Raw genomic sequence first — 20788 nt, forward strand, 5'->3', positions numbered from 1 at the left:
CCATGACCGAACCACGAGAACCGGACGCCGCACCGGGCACGATGGGCCGTAAACAGGTTCTCGAAGCCATGTCGGGGCTGATGATGGGCATGTTCGTGGCCATCCTCGCCTCGACGGTGGTCGCGAACGCCTTGCCGCGTATCGTTTCCGAACTCGGCGGCTCCCAGTCGTCCTACACCTGGGTGGTCACCACCGAACTGCTCGCGATGACCGCGACGGTTCCGCTCTGGGGCAAACTTTCCGACCTGTACAACAAGAAACTGCTGATCCAGCTCTCGCTCGGGCTGTTCGTGGTCGGCTCGCTGGTCGCCGGGTTCGCCGGGAACATCGAACTCCTGATCGCCAGCCGGGTCGCGCAGGGCATCGGCGCGGGCGGGCTCACCGCGCTCGCACAGGTGATCATGGCGGCCATCGTCTCGCCGCGTGAACTCGGGAAGTACTCGGGGATCTTCGGCGCCGTGTTCGCCGTCGGGACCATCGCGGGCCCGCTGATCGGCGGCGTCATGGTGGACACCTCGTGGCTCGGCTGGCGCTGGTGCTTCTTCCTCGGCGTCCCGTTCGCGGTCGCGGCGATCCTGCTGCTGCAACGCACCCTGAACCTGCCGACGATCCGGCGTGACGTGAAGGTCGACTACCTCGGCGCGTTCCTGATCATGGCGGGTGTCTCGACACTGCTGGTCTGGTCGTCGCTGGCCGGGCACCAGTTCGCGTGGGGCTCGTGGTGGACGGCGGGCCTGGTGGGCGCGGGCGTGGTCATCCTCGCCCTCGCCGTCTACGTCGAGTCGAAGGTGGCCGAGCCGATCCTGCCGCTCGGCCTGTTCCGCAATCGCACGGTCACGCTGACCACCCTCGCGAGCTTCCTCGTCGGTGTCGCGATGTTCGGCGGGACGGTGTTCCTGTCGCAGTACTTCCAGCTGTCGCTCGGCAAGTCGCCGACGGTGGCCGGGCTGCTGAGCCTGCCGATGATCTTCGGCCTCCTCGTCTCCTCCACGATCTCGGGCCAGCTGATCAGCCGGACCGGCAAGTGGAAGAGCCACCTGTTGCTCGGCTCGGCCTTGATGACCGTGGGCCTGGCCCTGCTGGGCACGCTCGACGCGAACACGAACCTCGTCGTGCTCGGCGCGTACATGGTGGTCCTCGGGGTCGGCGTCGGCATGCTGATGCAGAACCTGGTCCTGGTGGCGCAGAACGACGTCGACGCGCAGGATCTCGGCACGGCGACCTCCACGCTGTCGTTCTTCCGCAGTCTCGGCGGCTCGATCGGCGTGAGCGCGCTGGGCGCGGTGCTCGCGAACCGGGTCGTCGCGCTGATGAGCGAGAAGCTCGGACCGCTGCCCGGTGGCGGCGAAGGCGGTGGCGCGGTGCCGAACATCGCCACGCTGCCCGAGCCGGTCGCGAACGTCGTCCGCGAGGCCTACGGCGAGGCGACCAGCGAGTTGTTCCTGATCAGCGCGCCGATCGCGCTGCTGGTGATCGTCGCCGTCGCCTTCCTCAAGCACAAGCCGCTGAAGACCCAGTCGGGTAACGAGCGGCTGGCCGAGGAGACCGCGGCCGACGCGGTCGCCTGACCCACCACGAAGCGAGGGGCCCGGTTCGCCGAACCGGGCCCCTCTTTTTCGCGCGCGAAAACCACCGGGGCAAATTCAGTCGCGCGTTCGAGTGGTTTCAGGCGGCATTACCGACGCGAATCGGACGGCGCCGTTCACTGCCGGTCAGCCCGCCGAAAACGCCATGGGCCAGTCCGTTGTCCAGCGCGTAGGCCAGGCAGGCCGAAGTGACCGGGCAGCGTGCGCAAACGGCCTTCGCCCTGGCAGCCTGCCGTGCGCCGGGACCGGTTTCGGTGACCGGGAAGAACAGTTCGGGATCCTCACCTCGGCAAGCGGCCTCGCTCAGGGCGCTCACCATCCTCGTTTCCATTTTCCTATCACCTCCTTTTCTTCGATTTTCCCTTCCGCGTCAAACGACTTCCGCTCGCACCTGGTTAACCACGCACGGCGGTGGCTCAAACATCACCTTGACCGAATCGTTACACTCAGCGGCCGGCTCACTGCACCTGTTCTGGAGAGGGCATTCGCGTCAGGCGATTGAGAGCGGTGAGTGCGGGTGATGGGCCACGACAAGTTCGACGAGTTCTTCCACGCCGAATTTCCGCTGCTCACCGGCTTCCTGTGCAAGGCGGGGTTCGCACTCGACCCGGCGCGGGACGCGGCGGCGGAGGCGATGCTCAACGCCTACGAAGACTGGCGGACCATCACCCAGCCGAAAATCTGGGTCCGCCGCGTCGGGCACCGGCGAGCGAAGGAGCAGACCGCCGTCCGGGCGGACTGGGCCTTCACCGACGCGGGCAGGGAGGACAAACTCACGGTTCTCGCCGACGAGGCGTCGTCCGTCCTGACGATGCTGGGGAGGCTGCCGAAACGCCAGCAACTCGGCATGGCCTGGGCGCTGGACGGTTTCACGTCGCGGGAGATCTCCGGGGTGCTCGGGATCGCGGACGAGGCGGTCAGCGCGACGTTGCGCCACGCGCGCGGCAGACTGGAGGAGGACGACCCCGAGTTCGTCGGCCGCCTGGACAACGCCAACGAAGCCTTCGTCGACGCGCTGAGGGTGGGGCTCGACGTCGAAGACACCCTGTCCCGGATCAAGAACCGCGCGATGGTCCGGGAACTCGCCCTGGTGGAGCCGGGCGCACCGGCGAAGGCAGAGCCCGAACAGGTGACTCCCGCCCACTGGTACTCGCTCGACGCACCCGTCGCGGCCGCCGGACAAGGTGACCGCCGGGCGCTGGACCATCTGCTGACCACCATCCGCCCGCTCGTGATCAAGTACTGCCGGGCGCGGATCGGCCGACAGGAACGGACATACGCCTCGGCGGACGACGTCGCGCAAGAGGTCTGCGTGGCGATCCTCCGCGCACTGCCCACCTACCACGAACGAGGCCGCCCGTTCCTCGCCTTCGTCTACGGCATCGCCCAGCACAAGGTCGCCGACGCCCGCCGTGCCGCCGCCCGCAACCGCTCCGACCCCGTCGCCGAAGTCCCCGACGGGGTCTCGGATTCGGCGGGCCCGGAACAACACGTGCTGCACAATGAATTGAGCGACCGGATGGGCGAGTTGCTGCGGATCCTGCCGGACAGACAACGCGAGATCGTCGTCCTGCGCATCGTCGTCGGTTTGTCGGCGGAGGAAACCGCGAAGTCCGTCGGTTCGACGGCGGGCGCGGTGCGCGTCGCCCAGCACCGGGCTTTGACGCGACTCCGCAAGATCCTCATGGAAAACCCGTGAGGGGCAGGGACTGCTGAGGTCTCCTCGCCAACTCCCCCGTGGCCGTGTCGCGAAAGCCACTTTCGGGACACCAGACGTCGCGAAAGTGGCTTTCGCGACACCCGGGATGGCCGCGCTCACCGCTTCGGCCGAGTGAGTCGCGAGTGGTGAGGACGGTGGGAGCGGACCGGCATTCGCCTCCCTGAGCCGGCCCCACGAGGTCGCGCCGGTCTCGAAGCTTGGGCCCGGCACAGTCGAGCGGGGAGGCGAGTACGGATCCACCAGAACCGTCCTTACCACTCACGGCTCAAGGGCGGCAGCGTTCCGCGGTCGCCGCGGCCGTTTTCAGCTCGGGAGCCCCGAGAACGGCCGCGACCGGATCGAGTGCGCTGTGCGTGTCCTTCTGGGCGGCGATGAGTCCCTCGACCGCACGACCTTGCGCCGCCGTGTCGTTCTTCCCCGCCGCGTCCAGGCCGGTCTTCGCCTTCACGGTCTTGTCACGTGCCGAGGTGTACTTCCCGAGAAAGTCTTGCTTCGCGGCCTCTCCGGCCGGGACCGGCGAGGCAGGCAGCGCATTGAGATCATCGACGGTCTTGGCCAGAATGGCCGCGTAGTGCCCGAGCTGATCGCTCGTGCTCTTCTTGATGGCCTCAACGGTTTCCCCGCTCGCCGAGGGCATCTTGTTGTTGCCGTCGACGAAATCCTTGACCGCGCCGCAGAATCCGTTCATCCAGGTCACCGCGGCGGCGGAATCCGCGACGGACGGCGAAGGCGCCGCCGGGGCGGCCTGCGGTGCCGGGTCCGGCGCGCAACCGGCCAGCACCATCGCGACCAGGGCGATTCCCGCCGCACCCAGGAGTCCGGCCGATGTCTTGTGGGCAGCGCACATGTCCTTTTTCCCCTCTCCGCCGGCTGGTGTTCCCCGCCGGCGGGAGGACCCTGACACGGCGGAACGGCCGAGGTCTGCGTCATCTGACTCAGAACGGACGCCCCGTGCTCGAACTCGTAACGTTCGAGGCACGGCCCCGGGGCGGCGTAACGGGGTGCGGACAGGTGGCGAGTACAGCATTACCCCTGTTCGCTTAGCGGGCATCCAGCCGAAGAGGTAACACCATGGCCATCAAGATCATCGCAGCGCGGCTCGAAAGTGGGAAGTTCCACGAAAACATCACGAAACTGCGCTGGACCAACCCCGGCAGCGGCGAAACCGGCGAGAGTTTCGTTTCGGCGATCGTGGCGTGGATCGAGGACGACGACGGGAAGGCCTACGTCGACGAAGGAATCCACCGGGTGGCCGTGGAGATCATCAAGCCGACCTTCGGGCCCGAATTCCTGCGCACGCGGGCGGACGGCATCTGGAAGAACAACCTGCTGGAGCTTCCGCGCTTCTGAACGACACCCCGGGCGGCTTCCGATTCAGCCCACCCCGGCCGCCGCCGGAACGGGGTGCGTCGATCAACCCGGCATCCCACTCGCGCACCACGGGTGGCGAGGTGGTGCCGAAGTCGTTCCGAGGACAGCCCGGACTCGTCGATCGCAGCGTCCAGCGTGATCGCGAAAACGGCCGCGTCACCCCTTCATCACGATCACCAGACCACCCAGCCGAAACCGACGAAAGTCCTGGGACAGCGAATGTTCCTCGCCGCCCCTCGGACTCGAACAGGCGTACCAGCTCATCCAGATCGCACACCGTAGGCAGCTCCATCGCCACTGCGTCCGCGCGTTCCCGATGGCCGTCCGTGGTGAGACGGCGTGCTGAATGGGTATTCCCCTGCCATGACAGCGGCACCTGCTCGCAAGCTGCGGCGCTACCAGGACATGCGCGACTTCGGCCGCACCGCGGAACCGGCGGGTGGAGGTGCGCCGCCGTCGGACGGGCACCGTTTCGTGGTCCAGCGGCACCGGGCGCGGCGGCTGCATTACGACTTCCGGTTGGAGCTCGACGGTGTGCTGGTGAGCTGGGCGGTGCCGAAGGGACCGACGCTGGACCCGAAGGCCAGGCGCCTGGCCGTCCACGTCGAGGATCACCCGGTGGAATACGCCGACTTCGAGGGCGTGATCCCCCGTGGCGAGTACGGCGGCGGCGACGTCATCGTCTGGGATCGCGGGACCTGGTACCCGGTCGAGGCCGACCCGGCCCGCGCGATCGAAGCAGGCACTCTCCACTTCGACCTCGACGGCGAGAAGCTGACCGGGCGGTTCGTACTGGTGCGATCCGATCGCGGTGGCGACAAGGAACACTGGTTCCTCCTTCACAAGCGCGATGACCACGCCCTGCCCGGATGGAACGCCGAGGACCATCCGCGTTCGGTGAAGAGTGGCCGCACCAACGACGAGGTCGCTGCCGCACCTGACGCACTGTGGCATGGGGACCGGCCCGCCGCGGAGGCGGAGGTCTCCGTGAGGACGACCTGGCAGGCAGCGACCGAGGAGGAGCTGGCGGCCCTCGATGATCTCGGCACGAAGGGAAAGTGGTCGGTCGACGGGCGGGACCTGGCCCTGACCAATCTCGACAAGGTGCTCTTTCCCTCGGCAGGCGACGGCGAGCCGGTCACGAAGCGTGACCTCATCCGGTACTACGTCACCGTCGGCCCGGCGATGCTGCCCTACCTGGCCGACCGGCCGCTCAACACTCATCGCTTCCCGCAGGGCGTCACCGAACCCGGCTTCTGGCAGAAGGAGGTCCCCGCCCACGCCCCGGACTGGTTGACTACCTGGCACAACGAACGTGCGAAGAAGGGGGAGACCCGGCGCTACGTCGTCGCCGACGACATAGCCACGCTGGCCTGGCTCGCCAACTACGGTGCGCTGGAACTGCATGCCTGGACCTCTCGCGGCGGCGACGTCGACCACCCGACCTGGGTGCTGTTCGACATCGACCCGGGCCCGGCGACGACCTTCGACGAGGTGCTGGAGCTGGCGCGGCTGCATCGCACCGCCCTCGATCATCTCGGCCTGACCGGCAGGCCGAAAGTCACCGGGCAGCGCGGAATCCAGGTCTGGGTGCCGATCAGACCGCGGCTGACCTTCACCCAGACCCGGCAGTGGGCGGAAACCGTGTCCAAGACGATCGGCCGGGTCCTTCCGGACCTGGTCAGCTGGGCCTGGACGAAAGACAAACGCGAGGGCCGCGCCCGGCTGGACTACACACAGAACGCTGTCAACAAGACACTCGTGGCGCCCTACAGCGCACGTCCGCGGCCAGGCGCCCCGGTATCGGTCCCGCTCGACTGGGAGGAACTGGACGACCCCGGGCTCACACCCGATCGGTGGACGATCCGCGACGTGCCCGGCCGGCTGGCCGAACGCGGCGACCCCTTCGCGGCGTTGCTCGGCGTGGAGCAGGACCTTCCCGACCTCTAGAAGAGTGAATTCCGTGGGATCGCGTGAAATGCCTTCGGCGCGTACCAAGGCCGTGAGGCCTGCCTTGAGGGGCAATGCGAGGATCGTGAAGGTTGATGGCGCGGACGTGTTTCTCCTGGTCGGACGGGCGTTCAGGAGGACGGCGACAGAACCTGGACGGGTTACCCCCGCAGGGCTCCCTTGGCATCCTTTGTGGATAGTCCGAGAGCCGCAGCCGCTGTACCTTGCGTTCCCGGCATTGGCCCTGAGCGTGGGCAACGAGGCCTTGACGTGCGGACATACGGCCGCCGACAGGACGCTTTGACTCGAAAAGTCTCCTCCATAGACAGTCGCAGCGCCTCACGGCCTCCACGACTTTCACGGAATCTACGTCTAGCGCGGTAGCCGACTCACCTACTCGGGGGATTTCGGGTTCGAGGATCCGTGTGGGGGAAACCTGGACAGAACGGGTGACCGACGAAAGTGAGGATGGCGATGACAGCGTGGTGGGGCCTGGCCGGGCTGCTCGGGCTACTCGGCGGTTACGGTCTGGTCCGATTCCGCCAGCGGAACGACGCTCGACATCACGAGCCGGCTGAGGAGGTGTTCGCGCGCTATCCCCTGGCCCGCGGACCGGCGTTGCCGAACGCCGACGCCGCGCACACTCCGCTGATGACCCCGGCGATCACCCCGGCGGCACTTGCCGACCAGGCACCGTTGCGGACTCCTCCCCCGGACCGAGAACGGCCACCCGGGCCCGCGCGACCTGGTGCCGAACTGCGACCACTCACGCCACCCAGGCCGGCCGCCGCGCACGCGCGTCCACCGTCCGCGAGCCCGGACCCCACGGCGCACACCGCCCCGATCCACGAAGCCACCCCTGCGGTGTCACCACCGACGGACAACCCTGAACCTCGGGCCGACACCGTGGTGCCGCGGCAACGGCCCGCGGCAACGGGAGCGATCGCCGGGGAGCTGCCCGTGGACCCGGAACCCGCGCGAGTGTCGGATGAGCAGGACCACGAACTTCCCAGCCCCGCGAAACCCGCCATACCGAAACAAAAAGGTTTCCACCCGCGAAACCTGATCGATCCGGTGATCGGCAAAGCCAAAGCGGTCCTCCGACGAGGCTGATCCTTGAAAGCAGTCCCGAAAGGGATCACAGGGTCGGTGGCCGCGAACTCTCCCACGTCAGCGCCGCCCGCCCGACGGTGGCAGGTTTCCCCGGTGTGCACGCATTAGGTCGCGAAGCCGACCAGTGCGGCGAGGGCATGCCGGACCGATTCGGCGATGGGTGCGTCGTCCACTACGGACCGGCACTACCGCACCCGGTGGTCGATCAGCTCCGCCACCGCCGTGTCCGCCGCGGTACGCTGGATGATCGCGCGGAGCAGGCCCGCGCCCTCGTCGTCCAGACTGGCATTCCCGTGCGGCTCGTCCAGCACCTCTCGCTCGGGTGAGTTCGCCCGTTCGCGTGTGAAGGTCATCAGCACCGCGGATTTGCCGGTCACCCATTTCACCGCACACAACCGACGGTCCGGCCACTTCACCCGACTCGGGTCGCCCTGTCGCGAAAAAGGATTGCGAACAGTTTTCGGCTGTGGGCTTTTTCCTGCGGGGTAACGTTTCCGATACCTTCGACGCCCGGTGCACGCCGACACCCATTCCCGTGAAAAAGGCCGTGGCTCTTGAATTCGGCGACGCTGACGATCATATTCGAAGTCATTCACAGGAATGAACCATTCCCGGGCCGCCGGAAGGAATCGCATGGACAACAGCGCGCCAGTGGCGCTCGCGCCTCTGACTGCCGGGCCCGCTCCGGCATCCCGCCGCGAAAGCGCGAAGTTCGCCCTGCGCCCCTTCTTCTGCCCTCTCGAACCCGCAATACACCCGTCGGTCGACGCCATGGAAAGCCGCTGCGTCGGGTGGCTCGACCGCGTCCGTCTCCACCGGGACGAGCGGCAACGCGCCCGGCTCGTCGGCACCAACAGCGCCGAATTCTACTGCCGGTTCGCCCCGTCAGGTGACGAAGCGAGCCTCGAGGTGGCGGCACACTGGGTGTACTGGGGTTTCGCCTTCGACGATGCCCGCTGCGGACGCGGTGAATTGAGTGCCGACCCGTCGGAGTTCCTCACGATGGCCGGTCTGATGCAGCGCGCGCTGGAGGCCCCGTGGGACCCGGTGTGCGAGAACGACCGGTTCGTGACCGCCCTGCAGGACATCGGGCGGGACTTCCACCGATGCGCGACCCCGGTACAGGTACGGCGTTTCACCGACGCCCACCGCACCTGGCTGTTCGGTGTCGCGTGGCAGCTCGCGAACCGCGCTCACGGGCGGATGCCCAGCCTCGGCGAATACACCGCGATGCGGCTCGGCAGCGCGGGTGGCCCGCCGACACTGGCGATGCTGGAAATCGCGAACGGCGAGGAAGTACCCGCCGCCGAGATGGACAGCCTCGTCGTCCGCGGCCTCACGGAGATGGCGATCCTGGTCGCGTCGTGGGACAACGACTTGCAGTCCTACGCCAAAGAGGCCGACGAAGCCAACACGGACCAGAACCTGGTCAACGTCCTGAAAGCGGCCCACGACTGGGACACCGAGCAGGCCGTCGACGAGGCCTATGTCCTGCGAGACCAGGTCATGAGCCATTTCCTGCAACTGCGCGAATGCCGGACCCGCCGCCCGGCGAGCCGCGCGCTGCACCGCTATCTGGAAGGTCTCGGCCACGCGATCCGGGGCAACATCGACTGGGCACTCGGGGCACCACGCTACGACGACATCGACGGCATTCCAGCCCAGTCAGGCCCCCGGCACCCCCTCGTCGGGTGCACCGACCAGCCGACGACCCACCGCGCCGGTCCCCTGCCGATACCGGCCATCGCGTGGTGGTGGGGACTCGCCTGAGACACCCGACGGGACAGGGCACGACTGCCAGCGCAGAACACCCGCCCAGCACGAGCCACCTTGTCGGCTGTTATTGAGGGTAAGTCAGATGCCGCCGTGTTAGTGGGCGAGGCTGGCGACGGGATGAAGGCGTCCTTCGCCGCGTCCAATGCCGAGTGGCCGCGTGTCGCGAAAGCCACTTTCGGGACATCAGATGTTCCGAAAGTGGCTTTCGCGACACGTGGAGGGGGCCGGGTCCGCTGCTGTGAGGGCCGAGCCCATCTTGCACGGACGGATGGTCACTGGTGCTGGATCTCGGGTTCGGGGTAATCGCCTCGCTTGCGCTCGATGGCGGTGGTGAGGAGACCCAGAGCGATCATCCCGGCCCCGAGCCCGAGGTGCAGCCAGTTGTCCGCGTGGTTCACCGGCAGGAAGTTGGCACCGGGGTGGTCGGCCGTGCCCAGGCCGTAGACGCTCAAGAGCAGGTAGATCCCCCCTCCCACCATGAGGAACACGCGGGACGCTGCTGGCGAAGCGGCTCCCGCCAGAATCCCGATGGCGCCGAAGGCCAAGTGCACGACGTTGTGCAGCACCGAAATGGCGAATACGTCGAACAACCGTGCGCCTGAATGCGAGCCGGAAAACTCGAGCAGGTCGAAATGGGTCGTGATGCCCGGGACGAATCCAGCCAAGCCGATCACCAGGAAGACCGCGCCGACGGCGACCGCGGCTTTCTGGGGCGGATGCCGTCGGGCGGAGGGATGTGCTGGAGTCATAAGCGGCGTTTACCCATCTCGGCGGCGGGAAAACATCCGCTCGGCCTCCGGTCGAGGCACACTCTTTCCGGACTGATCGCCTGGGGGCTGGTTCGCGTCGACGGATGACTTGAATCGCTTTGTGCCACAGCCTCTGGACTTGCCCCTTCCTGGCTACGACCATCTGCCGCAAGGTTCCCTGGCAGATCGCGTCCGCGCGCTGGACGACGACGATGTCCGGCGGATCTTGGACTACGAGCGCGGCCACGCGGATCGCCCGGCGGTCATCGAAATGCACCTTCGGCCGGGGATCAGCGACGGCAGCCGGAGAACGCGCCGCCGCCTACGGGTGGCTCGCGGGTGAGCACGGCGACCGCCGCCGAGCAGAACCATCGCGGTCTCGGCTGAAGGGAATCATGAGCACCCCGGAAATCGACCCCGTCACCGCCGAAAGCATGGAGGAAGACGAGGAACACACGGAACCGACCCTCGGCGACCAGGATCCGGGCGAGAACCCCGAATCAATAGAGGACCGCAACGAAGACAGCAGCGGCATGCCACTGGCTTGACGGTGGCGAGTTCGTGCCGGTTTGCCATCGCCTGTTTCCGGCTTCGACGCGGTCCGGCCGGTCGATCGGCCATCGCCTTCGGCGGGCTCCGCCCGGCGTAGCGCGGGCGTACGCCTCCAGGCGCATTCGCCCCCCGGCCACCAATTCCGGTGGTCAGGAGTATCCGCTTCACCACGGGGTAAATCCAGAGAGTTGCCCCACTCGCCTGCCGCTGGAGGACCACATGGCCGACCTACCGACTCGCGACGCCGCGACACTGCCCGGCGACGTACGGGACTGGCTACGCTCGCACACCAGCACGGCCGCGGATTGGCCTGCCTCGAGGTTGATGGCCGCCAAAGGCGACACCACGATCAGCGTCGTGCTTCCGGCCCGCAACGAAGCCGCCACGGTCGGGGTGATCGTGGAGATGATCCGAGAGTCCCTGATGCGCCGGTACCCGCTCATCGACGAGCTGGTCGTGGTCGACTCCTGCTCGACGGACGCGACGGCGAGGGTGGCCGCCGAGGCGGGAGCCCGCGTCGTGCGCCAGGACGAGGCGCTACCGGAACTGGGTGTTCAACGCGGCAAGGGCGAGGCGCTGTGGAAGGGACTCGCCTCCACATCGGGTGACTTGGTCGCCTTCATCGACGCCGATCTGATCGGCTGTCCGCCGGAGTTCGTCACCGGATTGCTCGGGCCGCTGCTGGCCGATCCCGGCATCGTCTACGTGAAGGGATGCTATCGCCGCCCGCTGGTACACCAGGGGCGGGTGGAGCCGGACGGGGGCGGCCGCGTCACCGAACTGGTCGCACGGCCGTTGCTGAACCTGTATTGGCCACGGCTGGCCGGATTCGTCCAGCCGCTGGGCGGTGAGTACGCCGGCCGCCGGGAAGTGCTGGAGTCGGTGCCGTTCGCCACTCAGTACGGGGTCGAGATCGGGCTGCTCATCGATCTGCTGAACCGGGCCGGACTCGACGCGCTGGCCCAGGTGGATCTGGGCCAGAGACGGCATCGGCATCAAGAGACCGAGGCGCTCGCGGTGATGTCGACGCAGATCATGCTGACCGCTTTCGCCCGCCTGGCGCGGGAGGGCAGGGACGGTCTGAATGCCGCGACGGCGACGCTCGCGCAGTTCCGCCACGTCCCCACCACCGGCGGGGGCACGGAACGCCAGGTGGTGCTCAACGAGATCGAAGTACCCGAAAGACCCCCGTTGGCCACCGTGCGAGAGCGTGCGGCGAAAGTACCGGTGAGGGCATGACCATGCGAGTGCTGATCAACGCCGGGCCTTGGCTCACCGTCCCGCCCAACGGATACGGCGGCATCGAGAACGTCGTCGCGACCTTGGTCCCGGAGCTGCGCCGGCGCGGGGTGCGTGTCGTGCTGGCCACCGTCGGCGAGGGCGGCCTGCCCGTCGACGAAGTCGTGTCCGCCTACGACAAGCCGCAGTTCCATCAGTTGCAGCGGCCGTACAACCGGGTGATGGGCTGCGCCACCGCCCATATGCAGCGCGTGGTCGCGACAGTGCGGGAGCGGGCGGACATCGACCTGGTGCATGACCATCTCGAGGCGGTCGGCCCGGCGGTGCTGGGGGCGATGGGTGCCTCCGGTCCGCCGGTGCTGCACACCCTGCACTGGGATCTGACCAAACATCCGGAGTTCTACGGCTCGTTCGACGGTGGCGGCCGGATGTTCGTCAACGGTGTTTCCGCCTCGCAGCTGGCCAGGGCGCCCGAAGCGCTGCGTGCGGCCAGTCTCGGGCCGGTGCTGTTGGCGACGCCGCTGGCCGAGGACGCCCACCTCAAGCCGCAGCCCGCGAAGGCCGATTACTTCACGGTGCTGGGCCGGATCACTCCGGGCAAGGGGCAGCACATCGCGGCACGCCTGGCGCGTTCGGCGGGGCTGAACCTGATCCTCGCCGGACCTGTCGGCCCTTACCGGGGGCCTGCCGAGCTGTCCGCGGCGCTGGCCGCGGATCCCGACGCCGCGAGCAATCCGGATATCCGGTATTGGTGCGACGAGGTGCGGCCCTGGGTCGATGGCGTTCGTGTCCGCTGGGTCGGTTCCCTGCCCGCGCGGGAACGCGACGAACTGCTCACCCGCGCGGTGGCCAGTGTGTTCCCGCTCGAGTGGGAGGAGCCGGGAGGAACCGCCGTGGTCGAGTCGCTGGCGCTGGGCACCCCGGTGGTCGGCTATCGCCGCGGTTGCCTGCCGGAGTTGATCGACGAGGCCAGGACCGGCTTCCTGGTGGACGCCGGCGACGAGGACGGGCTGGTGCGCGGTTTGAGAGCGGCCACCGCGCTCACCTCGGCCTCGTGCAGGGGCGCGGCGGCCCGTCGCTTCGCGCCGAGTGTGATGGCTGAACGGTATCTGGAGCTGTACGAAACCGTGCTGGACCGGGCAGCCGTCTCCGACGGCAGCCCGCTGGCGGCGGAAACGGCGGTCGCGGCACCGGCGTGACCGCCGTCCTCCCTCGGCACGGACAACCGGACACGCCTTAGACGGTTGATCAGTGAATCATGTGCAGCTCTGTAGGCACTGTGACTGTCTGTGAGGAAGTTTTCCGAGTCCAATCGTTCTACTGATGGCCGTGTTTCCGTGCGGCAAGGCCTCGTTGCCTACGCTCAGGGCCAATGCCGGAGCGTAAGTATCAGCGGTTCGACGTGTGAAGGCCTTTTTCCTTGCGCCAGGCGCAAGGAAAAAGGCCTTCACACGCTTTGGTATTCCCCGCAGGACCGCACTTCACACTCATCTAGTCGAAGGTGAACACCGCCTGCAGGACGTGCCGTCGTCGCTCGGCGAGGTCGGAGAGCAGTTCGGGCGCCTTCTCCACCGGGACCAGGTCGGTGACGACCTGGTCCCGGATCCCCTGGCCCTCGGCACGCAGCAGATCGATCGTCTCCGCGGACAGCCGTTCACGGTCCCACAGATGGCCGAGCCCGCGTGGCACGCGCCCGATCTGCGCGCACCGCAGGGCGAGGCCGTTGTGATGGAACTCTTCACCGAGCCGGACGGCGTCCGCTCCGCTTTGGTAGAACGCCAGATCCACCACGGTGCCCTGCGGTCGCAGGAGCCGGAGCGCGGTCGCCAGACTTTCGGCCTGCCCCCGGCACTGGAACACGACGTCCGCGCCGCGGTCGCCGGGCCGGTGCCGCCAGCGCGCCTTCAGTTCGGCCGCCGGATCGCACGCGCCCGGGTCGAAGGTGGTGAAGCCCAGCGCCTCGGCGACCTCCCGGCGACGCGCGGTGGTCTCCACCAGCACCACCTCGGCGGCCCCGTGGCGCCGGGCGAACAGGGCGGTGAGCAACCCCACCACGCCGGCTCCGGTGACGGCCACCCGCCTGCCGAGGACCCCGTCGGCGAGGGAGCGGACATCACCACCGTGGACGTCCGCCGCCGCATGCAGCAGGCCGTTGGCACAAATCGGGCCCATATGGGCGATGTAGATGCCGAGCACCGGGTCGAGGTCCGGGGGCACCGGCACGGCCCGCTCGGCCAACGGGTCCGCTCGGTGCCCGCCGCGGTGGCCGTAGGTCATCGCCACCACCGTGCCCGCCTCGAAACCGGGTGCTCTGCTGGCGGCGATCAGACCGGTCTGCATGTATCCCCATCGCAGCACCGGGAACGCCGCGGAATTCGCGCCGTCGCGGTGGAACAGTCCGGTTTCGCTGTCCCAGCGAGTATGCAGCTGCGGATGGCTGCCCTTGAAGAAACTCAGATCGGTACCGGCGGACAGTCCACTGTAGAGCGTCCGGACGTCGAAGGCGCCCTCGGGCAACGGCGGACGCGGCGGTTCGGTGCGCAGTTCCACCTCCCCCGGGCCGGTCACGACCAGTACCCGGTCACCGGAGGACATCGTGGGCCTCCGGCAGCCGGACCGGCGCGCCCTCGCGCGCCGAACGAGCGATCGCGCAGGCGAGCCGATGGGTTCGCAGCGCGTCCGAGTACGGTGTGCGCAGGTCTTCCCCGCGACCGAGCACGGCGTCGACGAACGCGCGGTCCGCTGCCCGCTTCGCACCTTCGGGATCGATCGGCCGCATCTGGGGCGCTGCGTCCCCGTTCCGCATCTCCAGCGCGTCCTCGGTCAGCGTCAGCGCCAAGCCGTCCGCGCAGATCTCCAGACCCGCCCGATGTTTCCAGCGCAGAAGACAGGTCGCCGCGAGCGTGCCGACCGCGCCGTCGCGGAACCGCAGGTTCGCCACGGTGGCACCGTCGACGTCGAAGTCCGTTGTGCCGGGCGAATCCGGGGGCCTGCCGTCGGCGAAGGCGTGCACCTCGGCCACCTCGCCGACCAGGAGACGAGCCAGATCCAGCACGTGGATGGCCTGCTCGATGACCTGCCCCCCGGACCGGCTCCGGTTCGCCCACCAGCTCACCGGAGGGATCTTGTCCAGCCAGGCGCCCATCAGTAAGCGCACGTCGTGGTCGGCGAGCACTTCACGAGCCCAGCCGACGGCAGGCGAGTACCGCCAGTGGTGTCCGACCGAGGCCACCACCCCGGTCTGCTCCAGTCGTTCCGCGATCGTCTCGGCGGTGGCGGCGTCCAGGCCGAGCGGCTTCTCCACGAACAGGGCCGCGCCGGCTTCGGCCACCCTGAGTTCCACCGGCCCGTGCGCGAACGGCGGCACGCACACGTAAACGGCGTCGACACCGGAGTCCAGCACCGCCTGGGCGTCGGGAACCGCACGAAGCCCGAAATCCGTGGCGAAGGACCGGGCCCGGTCCGGATCGACATCCGTCACCGAGATCAGCCGCGTGTCGTCGAACTCCGCCAGCATCCCGGCATGCCGCCGGGCCACCCCACCCGCACCCACAAAACCGATCCGGCATCCCGCCACGGCAACTCCCCGGGGTCGATGGACAGTCATCGTCTCCGGATACCCGCCACCGGACGAGACAACCGCGCCGGTTCCGAAAAGCTCAGTCCTGCCCGCCTCCGAGCACGTCGAGGACGAACAGCGGTGCCGCGGCCGCCCACGCCTGCGGTGAACACGAATGCGGGTAGGGCACCGGTTCCGGAGTCTCGTCACGGCCGAAACCGGCCATCACCTCCGGCAGCCGGTACTGGAATCGCGCGGCGGCGGCGAGCAGATCCCCGGCCATCGCGGCGGCCTCCGCGGTGAAGCCGTAGCGGGCGAGTCCGGCGATGGCCAGCGCCGTGTCGTGCGGCCAGACACCACCGTTGTGATACGAAAGCGGGTGATATCCAGGCTGTCCGGCGGCCACCGTGCGCAGTCCCCAGCCACTGGAGAACTCCTTGGCCGACAGGCGCCGGGCCACCGCGGCGGCCTGCGGGCGGTCCAGCAGTCCGCTCCACAACAGGTGACCGGCGTTCGAGCCGAGCCGGTCCACCCGTCGCCATCGGCCGTCGAGCGCGATGGCCGGGAAATCCGCTTCGCTGAGCCAGAAATCGGTGCGGAACCGGATGCGGAGGTCGTCGGCGGCTCTCTCGAGACGCTCGGCCGTCGCAGCGTCCCGCCAGACTTCGCGGGCGAGGCGGGCGGTGTGCTTGAGCGCTTCGTAGGCGTAACCCTGAACCTCGGCCGCCGCGATGGGGCCGGTGGCCGCTTCCCCGGTCGAGAAGGCGATCGAGTCCGCGGAATCCTTCCAGCACTGGTGGATCAGCCCGGGTGTGTCGGTGGGATAGACCAGATAGCCGTGGCTGTCGAGGCCACCGTGGCGTTCCATCCACCCGAGGGCGGCCCGTGCCGCCGGTTCCAGCTCCGTGGCGGCCGTTCCCGCCAGGCCCCGTTCCTGCAGTCTTCCCAGCAGGACCAGGAAAAGCGGGGTCGCGTCCACGGTGCCGTAGTACCGCGAGTAGGGCACCTGGCCGAACACGCTCAGTTCTCCGGAGCGGAGTTCGTGCGGGATCTTCCCCGGCTCCTCGCACCGGTCCGGCCGGAGTTCGGCGCCCTGACAGGCGGCCAGCGCGCGCAACGTCGTGACGGCCAGCCCGGGCGCGTAGGGCAGCGCGGCGAGTGCGGTGATGAGGCTGTCCCGGCCGAAGAGGGTGAGGAACCACGGTGCTCCCGCGCCCGGGACCCGTGCCCCCGGCACGCCAGGTACCGGTACCAGCAACGACGCGAGGTCCTCCACTCCCCGGTGGACGGCCTCGCGCAGATGCCGATCCCCGATCGCGGGCAAGGTGAACCCGGCACGGAACTCTTGGTGCACCGCACGGCGGGCCGCGCGCAGCCGGGCGGTGGACGGCGGACGGTGACCGGAGACCGAGACGCCGATCTCGTAGACGGCCTCGGCGTGTGGGGCCAGTTCGGCGCGCAGGCGCAGCCCACCCGGCGCCGCGGTCGCGGCGGCTCCGGCGAACAAGGTGGTCACCTTGACGAAGTCCGCCCGCCGGTAGGAGAACACCGTGGTGCCGTCGGTCACCTCCGCGGTGCGCCGTCCGCCGGGCTTGTCGTAACTCCGGTCGCTGCGCAGCTCGAATTGGTCGGCGAAGTCGGCCTCGGCCCGGTAGCCGAACTCGATGGTCTGGTGACGGCCGAGCAGTTCCCGGACGCGCAGCCGCTCGGTCAGTCCGTCCTTCCCGAGTGCCTGCGTGCGAAAGACGGCGAACGGCGGTGTGCCACCCCGCGCGGCCGAGGGTACGAGCACGGTTTCCGCGCTTTCGGTGTCCCGGCGCGCCGACAACGGCACCAGTCGCTGCCCCTCCACGCGCAACTGCCAGACCGAGAGGTGACGGGTGTCCTCGGCGAACAGGCCCGTGGTCCGGCCCGGCGGGACGTCCCCGGATTCGTCGGTGAGCAGGAAGGTGGTTCCCGCTGTCAGTACCGGCTCCGTCACGTCAGTTCGCCCGCTGTGTCAGCAGGTCCAGCACGACCGCCGCGGTCCAGCTGAAGTCGCGGACACCGTGCCCGCTGCCGGTCAGCGGATCCACGTACTCACGGAATCCGGCGTTGTCGGCGGCTGTCAGCAACGCGTTCCGCACCGTGGCCGCCACCTCGGTCGCGCCGTGCAGGCGCAGCCCGTGCCAGAGCAGCCAGCCGATGTTGAACCAGACCGCGCCCCGCCAGTAGCGGTGTGCCTCGAACAACGGGTCGGTCAGGTCGAAGCTCGGCGGCAACCCGGTCTCCCCGAGCCGGAACCGGTCCCCCAGCGCGGTCTTCACCACCGCGTCGGCGACGGGGAGACCCGGCACCACCAAGGGGGTCAGCCCGGCGATGCTGCCGCTTCGCAGCGGGAGTCCACTGTGGACGTCGTGGGCGTGGAAGACGCCGTCGCCCCCGTCGAAGAGCCCGTTAACCAGTGCCTCTCGCAGCCGTTCCAGTTCCGCGGCATGGGGCTCCGGATCCGCGCCGACCTCGGCCGCGATCTCGGACATCGCCTGTTCGGAAGCGGCGAGCAACGCGTTGGTCAGCGGATCTTCCACCGCGAAGGCGTGCCTGGACAGCTCGTCGGCGTATCCGTGATCGCGGTAGGCGGCGGCCAGGCGGACGTAGCGTCCGTAGTCGTCGTCGGTCGGCCGCTCCGCCTCTCTCGCATGGCCGAGGTCACGGCGGGTGAACCGGTCCGGAGGCACCGGGCGCACTCTCGACAGCGGCACGTCCCACGCCGGGCTGTTGTCCATTCCGGACTCCCACGGGTGCACGATGGAAACCAGCCCACGCGAACCGAACGCGCGACGGCCGGTGAGGTACGCGTGCCAGGCCCGCAGGCGTGGGTACAGCCTGGGCAGGAACCCCCGTGTCCGTGCCAGGCCCGGGTCGGCGAGGAAGGTCTTCCACGCCGCCAGCGCGTGGACCGGCGGTTGGATCAGCCCGGACGTCGCCGGGTGCCGAGGGCCGGTTTCCCTCTCGGACCGCCAGAACTCCGGTCCGGGAAAGTACGCCACCGCCGGAACGATCCGGTCGAAGACGATGTGCGGCACCCGGCCGTCCGGCCACTGGGCCCCGAAAAGCGCCTCGAGTTCCCTCTGCGCCCGCAGCGGCGACAGGTGCCGCAGGCCGAGTGCGATGAACGCCGAGTCCCAGCTCCATTGATGGGGATAGAGACCGGCGGCCGGCACGGTGGACTGGCCGCGCCAGTTCGCCAGGAGGACGTGGCCGGCGCGCCGGTGCAGCGCCGCCGTCACGACGCGCGCCGGAGGAACGTGGGCACCTCGCCGAGCGCGGCGGCGGCCTCGCCCCGGAGACGGCATTCCAGCACGAGATAGCCGTCGTAGCCGGTGGCGGTCAGCGCGGCCAGTACCGCCGGCCAGTCGATGTGCCCGGTACCGGGCTGGGCCCGGTTCGACTCGCTGACGTGCACGTGTCCCACGTACCGGGCGGCGCGCAGCAGCGCGGTCGCCGGATCGTCCTCCTCGATGTTCATGTGGTAGGTGTCGGCGGCGATCCGGATCGAATCCAGCCCGGTGGCCTCGATCAGGTCCGCGGCCTGCTCCAGCCGGTTGACCATGTGGTCCTCGTACCGGTTGAGCGGCTCGAGATAGAGCCGGACACCTTCGGCGGCGGCGTGCTCGCCCAGTTCGGCGAGGCCGGCGAGCAGCACTTCCCGGTCACCCGCTTCGTCGCGCGGTGGTTCGAAGGGCGGCAGCCGCCGGGAGAACATCCCGTACGAGGCCGGCGTCATCGCCCCCTGGCCGCCGATCTCGGCGATCACCGACAACTGCGATTTCAGCTGCTCGATGGCGTCCGCCCGCAGCCCGGGATCGAAGGCACCGAAGAAATGTGCCATTTCCACGCACACCGTCGGCATCACCACCCCGGCGGCGGCCGCCCTGCGCAGTTCGGGCAGGCGATCACGGAAGGCGAACCCACCACGCCCTCGCAGTTCGATGGCCTGGAAGCCGGCACCGACGGCGAACTCCCATTTCTCTTCCAGTGTGGCTCCCGGAAGGAGCTGTTCCTGGCAGGCGAAGCGTGACAAGTCCTACTCCTGGTCGAAATCGAGCACGATCTGCAAGGCGTCGGCGGGCGAGGCGTCGAGGACCTCGTACGCCTCCGCGACGCGCGACGGCGGCAGCTGATGGGTGACCAGCGAGGCCGGATCCAGCAGCCCCTGTGCACAGAGCCGCAGGAAGGTGTCGTTCAGCCTGGCCTGGTCCCACCGGCCGGAGAGCCGGGCCAGCACCCCGCCGATCTGCGAGCTGACCAGTTCCACCCGGTTGTGGTGGAACTCCTCGCCGAGCCGTAGTCCCCGTCCCTCGTCCTGGTAGAAACCGGCGGCCACCACCCGGCCGCCGGGCGCCACCGTGCGGATGGCCTCGTGCAACGCCAGGTACGAGCCGCTGAGTTCGACGGCGACGTCGGCGCCGGAGCCTCCGCTGTACTCGCGGACCCGCTCCGCGACCAGATCGGTCACCGGGTCCAGGCCGAGTGCCGCGCCTGCCTTCAGCGCCGCGGCCCGCCGGGGCGCCAGCGCGTCCACCGCGATCACCTCGGCCCCGCTTCGGTGCGCCATCTGGGTGGCGAGCAGCCCGATGACGCCCTGGCCGAACACCGCGACCACCTCGCCGAGGTGCATGTCCGCGGCCAGCACCGCGTTCAGCGCGACCGCGCCGACCCTGGCGAACGAAGCGGCCAGCGGGTCCACCCCGTCCGGCACCGGACGGACCTTTTCCGCGGGCAGGACGGCCTCACTGCGATGTCCCCAGATTCCCCACACCGTGTCACCGACCCGGGGACCGCCGAGGTCTTGGACGTCACGGGCGACTTCGATGACCTCGCCGACCTCGGAATAGCCCCACCCGACGACGGGATAGCGCTGGCCCGGCACGGCCGCCGAGGTGAACAGCCGTCGCTCCGGATCCCAGGAACGCGTGAGGTAGGGGTTGGTGCCGCGATAGGCCGTCAGCTCGGTGCCCGCCGAAATACCGGAGAACCGGGTCCGGACCCGCACCTGCCCGGTACCGACAGGTTCCGGAGGCACCTCGGCGAGTTCGACCTGTCGGGGCCCGGTGAATTGGACGACACGAGACACAGCACGCTCCTCTTCTGAACGCATAGGAACGAAACTATACCCACTTATGACCGCTTG

At 68.8% G+C, this 20788-nt stretch carries 20 protein-coding genes; 10 read left to right on the forward strand and 10 right to left on the reverse strand.

Features of this window, described 5'->3' with window-relative positions; translation table 11 throughout:
- Nucleotides 1-41: 41 nt before the first annotated feature.
- Nucleotides 42-1568 carry an MDR family MFS transporter gene (locus BS329_RS01505; RefSeq protein ID WP_076155123.1) on the forward strand — a complete coding sequence of 509 codons (1527 nt, stop codon included), beginning with the start codon at nt 42-44 and terminating at the stop codon, nt 1566-1568.
- A 97-nt stretch (nt 1569-1665) separates the two neighbouring features.
- Here BS329_RS01505 and BS329_RS01510 read toward each other — a convergent pair whose 3' ends face one another.
- Complete coding sequence (locus BS329_RS01510) at nt 1666-1917, reverse strand: WhiB family transcriptional regulator (protein ID WP_076154981.1); 252 nt, start codon at nt 1915-1917, stop codon at nt 1666-1668.
- Nucleotides 1918-2106: 189 nt separating this feature from the next.
- On the opposite strand from BS329_RS01510, the gene shbA reads away from it, so the two are divergent.
- Complete coding sequence (gene shbA, locus BS329_RS45100) at nt 2107-3285, forward strand: RNA polymerase sigma factor ShbA (protein WP_279628120.1); 1179 nt, start codon at nt 2107-2109, stop codon at nt 3283-3285.
- 286 nt (nt 3286-3571) lie between these two features.
- Here the strand turns inward: shbA and BS329_RS01520 are convergent, their stop codons facing one another.
- Nucleotides 3572-4153 carry a hypothetical protein gene (locus BS329_RS01520; RefSeq protein ID WP_076154983.1) on the reverse strand — a complete coding sequence of 194 codons (582 nt, stop codon included), beginning with the start codon at nt 4151-4153 and terminating at the stop codon, nt 3572-3574.
- Between the two features lie 224 nt (nt 4154-4377).
- Between BS329_RS01520 and BS329_RS01525 the strand changes: the two genes are divergently transcribed.
- The 3 genes from BS329_RS01525 (at nt 4378) to BS329_RS01535 (ending at nt 7740) form a co-directional block, all read left to right on the forward strand.
- A complete protein-coding gene (locus BS329_RS01525; RefSeq protein ID WP_076154984.1) occupies nt 4378-4656 on the forward strand; it encodes a DUF3892 domain-containing protein in 279 nt (92 codons plus the stop codon).
- Between the two features lie 384 nt (nt 4657-5040).
- Nucleotides 5041-6627: a non-homologous end-joining DNA ligase gene (gene ligD, locus BS329_RS01530; protein ID WP_076154986.1), complete on the forward strand. Its 1587-nt coding sequence runs from the start codon at nt 5041-5043 to the stop codon at nt 6625-6627.
- A gap of 474 nt (nt 6628-7101) precedes the next feature.
- Nucleotides 7102-7740, forward strand: coding sequence for a hypothetical protein (locus tag BS329_RS01535; protein WP_143252788.1), 639 nt, complete (start codon nt 7102-7104; stop codon nt 7738-7740).
- A gap of 185 nt (nt 7741-7925) precedes the next feature.
- On the opposite strand, the gene BS329_RS01540 is transcribed toward BS329_RS01535, so the two are convergent.
- Nucleotides 7926-8117: a P-loop NTPase family protein gene (locus BS329_RS01540; protein WP_143252789.1), complete on the reverse strand. Its 192-nt coding sequence runs from the start codon at nt 8115-8117 to the stop codon at nt 7926-7928.
- A 256-nt stretch (nt 8118-8373) separates the two neighbouring features.
- Between BS329_RS01540 and BS329_RS01545 the strand changes: the two genes are divergently transcribed.
- Nucleotides 8374-9510: a terpene synthase family protein gene (locus BS329_RS01545; RefSeq protein WP_208619120.1), complete on the forward strand. Its 1137-nt coding sequence runs from the start codon at nt 8374-8376 to the stop codon at nt 9508-9510.
- Between the two features lie 278 nt (nt 9511-9788).
- Here BS329_RS01545 and BS329_RS01550 read toward each other — a convergent pair whose 3' ends face one another.
- A complete protein-coding gene (locus tag BS329_RS01550; protein ID WP_076154990.1) occupies nt 9789-10265 on the reverse strand; it encodes a DUF4383 domain-containing protein in 477 nt (158 codons plus the stop codon).
- A 139-nt stretch (nt 10266-10404) separates the two neighbouring features.
- Here BS329_RS01550 and BS329_RS01555 point away from each other — a divergent pair, with 139 nt between their 5' ends.
- From BS329_RS01555 to BS329_RS01565, 4 genes are all read left to right on the forward strand, one after another.
- Nucleotides 10405-10608: a hypothetical protein gene (locus tag BS329_RS01555; RefSeq protein WP_208619121.1), complete on the forward strand. Its 204-nt coding sequence runs from the start codon at nt 10405-10407 to the stop codon at nt 10606-10608.
- A gap of 52 nt (nt 10609-10660) precedes the next feature.
- Nucleotides 10661-10813 (forward strand): hypothetical protein, encoded by a 153-nt coding sequence (locus BS329_RS43245; RefSeq protein ID WP_158075740.1) that lies wholly within the window; start codon nt 10661-10663, stop codon nt 10811-10813.
- 223 nt (nt 10814-11036) lie between these two features.
- On the forward strand, nt 11037-12056 hold the full coding sequence (locus tag BS329_RS01560) for a glucosyl-3-phosphoglycerate synthase (protein WP_076154993.1): 1020 nt from the start codon (nt 11037-11039) through the stop codon (nt 12054-12056).
- Nucleotides 12053-13255: a glycosyltransferase gene (locus tag BS329_RS01565; RefSeq protein ID WP_076154995.1), complete on the forward strand. Its 1203-nt coding sequence runs from the start codon at nt 12053-12055 to the stop codon at nt 13253-13255. Before BS329_RS01560 ends, BS329_RS01565 begins: the two co-directional genes overlap by 4 nt.
- Nucleotides 13256-13547: 292 nt before the next feature.
- Here the strand turns inward: BS329_RS01565 and BS329_RS01570 are convergent, their stop codons facing one another.
- Genes BS329_RS01570 through BS329_RS01595 form a run of 6 tightly spaced genes read right to left on the reverse strand, consistent with a single transcriptional unit; the run spans nt 13548 to nt 20731 of the window.
- On the reverse strand, nt 13548-14651 hold the full coding sequence (locus BS329_RS01570) for a zinc-dependent alcohol dehydrogenase (RefSeq protein ID WP_076154997.1): 1104 nt from the start codon (nt 14649-14651) through the stop codon (nt 13548-13550).
- Nucleotides 14638-15663 carry a Gfo/Idh/MocA family protein gene (locus BS329_RS01575; RefSeq protein WP_076154998.1) on the reverse strand — a complete coding sequence of 342 codons (1026 nt, stop codon included), beginning with the start codon at nt 15661-15663 and terminating at the stop codon, nt 14638-14640. The genes BS329_RS01570 and BS329_RS01575 overlap by 14 nt, the downstream gene beginning before the upstream one ends.
- Before the next feature lie 52 nt (nt 15664-15715).
- Entirely contained in the window at nt 15716-17596 is a 1881-nt protein-coding gene (locus tag BS329_RS01580) for an amylo-alpha-1,6-glucosidase (protein ID WP_076155000.1), read from the reverse strand.
- A 1-nt stretch (nt 17597) separates the two neighbouring features.
- Nucleotides 17598-18884, reverse strand: coding sequence for an MGH1-like glycoside hydrolase domain-containing protein (locus BS329_RS01585; RefSeq protein WP_076155002.1), 1287 nt, complete (start codon nt 18882-18884; stop codon nt 17598-17600).
- Entirely contained in the window at nt 18881-19678 is a 798-nt protein-coding gene (locus BS329_RS01590; RefSeq protein ID WP_076155003.1) for a sugar phosphate isomerase/epimerase family protein, read from the reverse strand. Before BS329_RS01590 ends, BS329_RS01585 begins: the two co-directional genes overlap by 4 nt.
- A gap of 3 nt (nt 19679-19681) precedes the next feature.
- Complete coding sequence (locus tag BS329_RS01595) at nt 19682-20731, reverse strand: zinc-binding dehydrogenase (protein ID WP_076155005.1); 1050 nt, start codon at nt 20729-20731, stop codon at nt 19682-19684.
- Between the last annotated feature and the right edge of the window lie 57 nt (nt 20732-20788).

It is taken from the genome of Amycolatopsis coloradensis, assembly GCF_001953865.1.
Classification (GTDB): Bacteria; Actinomycetota; Actinomycetes; order Mycobacteriales; family Pseudonocardiaceae; genus Amycolatopsis; species Amycolatopsis coloradensis.

Bases quoted from the DNA above. Each gene is read 5' to 3' on its own strand.
- BS329_RS01525 (WP_076154984.1), top strand. From the start codon at position 4,378: ATGGCCATCAAGATCATCGCAGCGCGGCTCGAAAGTGGGAAGTTCCAC.
- BS329_RS01560 (WP_076154993.1), top strand. From the start codon at position 11,037: ATGGCCGACCTACCGACTCGCGACGCCGCGACACTGCCCGGCGACGTA.
- BS329_RS01570 (WP_076154997.1), bottom strand. From the start codon at position 14,651: ATGTCCTCCGGTGACCGGGTACTGGTCGTGACCGGCCCGGGGGAGGTG.
- BS329_RS01550 (WP_076154990.1), bottom strand. From the start codon at position 10,265: ATGACTCCAGCACATCCCTCCGCCCGACGGCATCCGCCCCAGAAAGCC.
- shbA (WP_279628120.1), top strand. From the start codon at position 2,107: ATGGGCCACGACAAGTTCGACGAGTTCTTCCACGCCGAATTTCCGCTG.
- BS329_RS01545 (WP_208619120.1), top strand. From the start codon at position 8,374: ATGGACAACAGCGCGCCAGTGGCGCTCGCGCCTCTGACTGCCGGGCCC.
- BS329_RS01535 (WP_143252788.1), top strand. From the start codon at position 7,102: ATGACAGCGTGGTGGGGCCTGGCCGGGCTGCTCGGGCTACTCGGCGGT.
- BS329_RS43245 (WP_158075740.1), top strand. From the start codon at position 10,661: ATGAGCACCCCGGAAATCGACCCCGTCACCGCCGAAAGCATGGAGGAA.
- BS329_RS01565 (WP_076154995.1), top strand. From the start codon at position 12,053: ATGACCATGCGAGTGCTGATCAACGCCGGGCCTTGGCTCACCGTCCCG.
- ligD (WP_076154986.1), top strand. From the start codon at position 5,041: ATGACAGCGGCACCTGCTCGCAAGCTGCGGCGCTACCAGGACATGCGC.
- BS329_RS01520 (WP_076154983.1), bottom strand. From the start codon at position 4,153: ATGTGCGCTGCCCACAAGACATCGGCCGGACTCCTGGGTGCGGCGGGA.
- BS329_RS01575 (WP_076154998.1), bottom strand. From the start codon at position 15,663: ATGACTGTCCATCGACCCCGGGGAGTTGCCGTGGCGGGATGCCGGATC.
- BS329_RS01505 (WP_076155123.1), top strand. From the start codon at position 42: ATGGGCCGTAAACAGGTTCTCGAAGCCATGTCGGGGCTGATGATGGGC.
- BS329_RS01510 (WP_076154981.1), bottom strand. From the start codon at position 1,917: ATGGAAACGAGGATGGTGAGCGCCCTGAGCGAGGCCGCTTGCCGAGGT.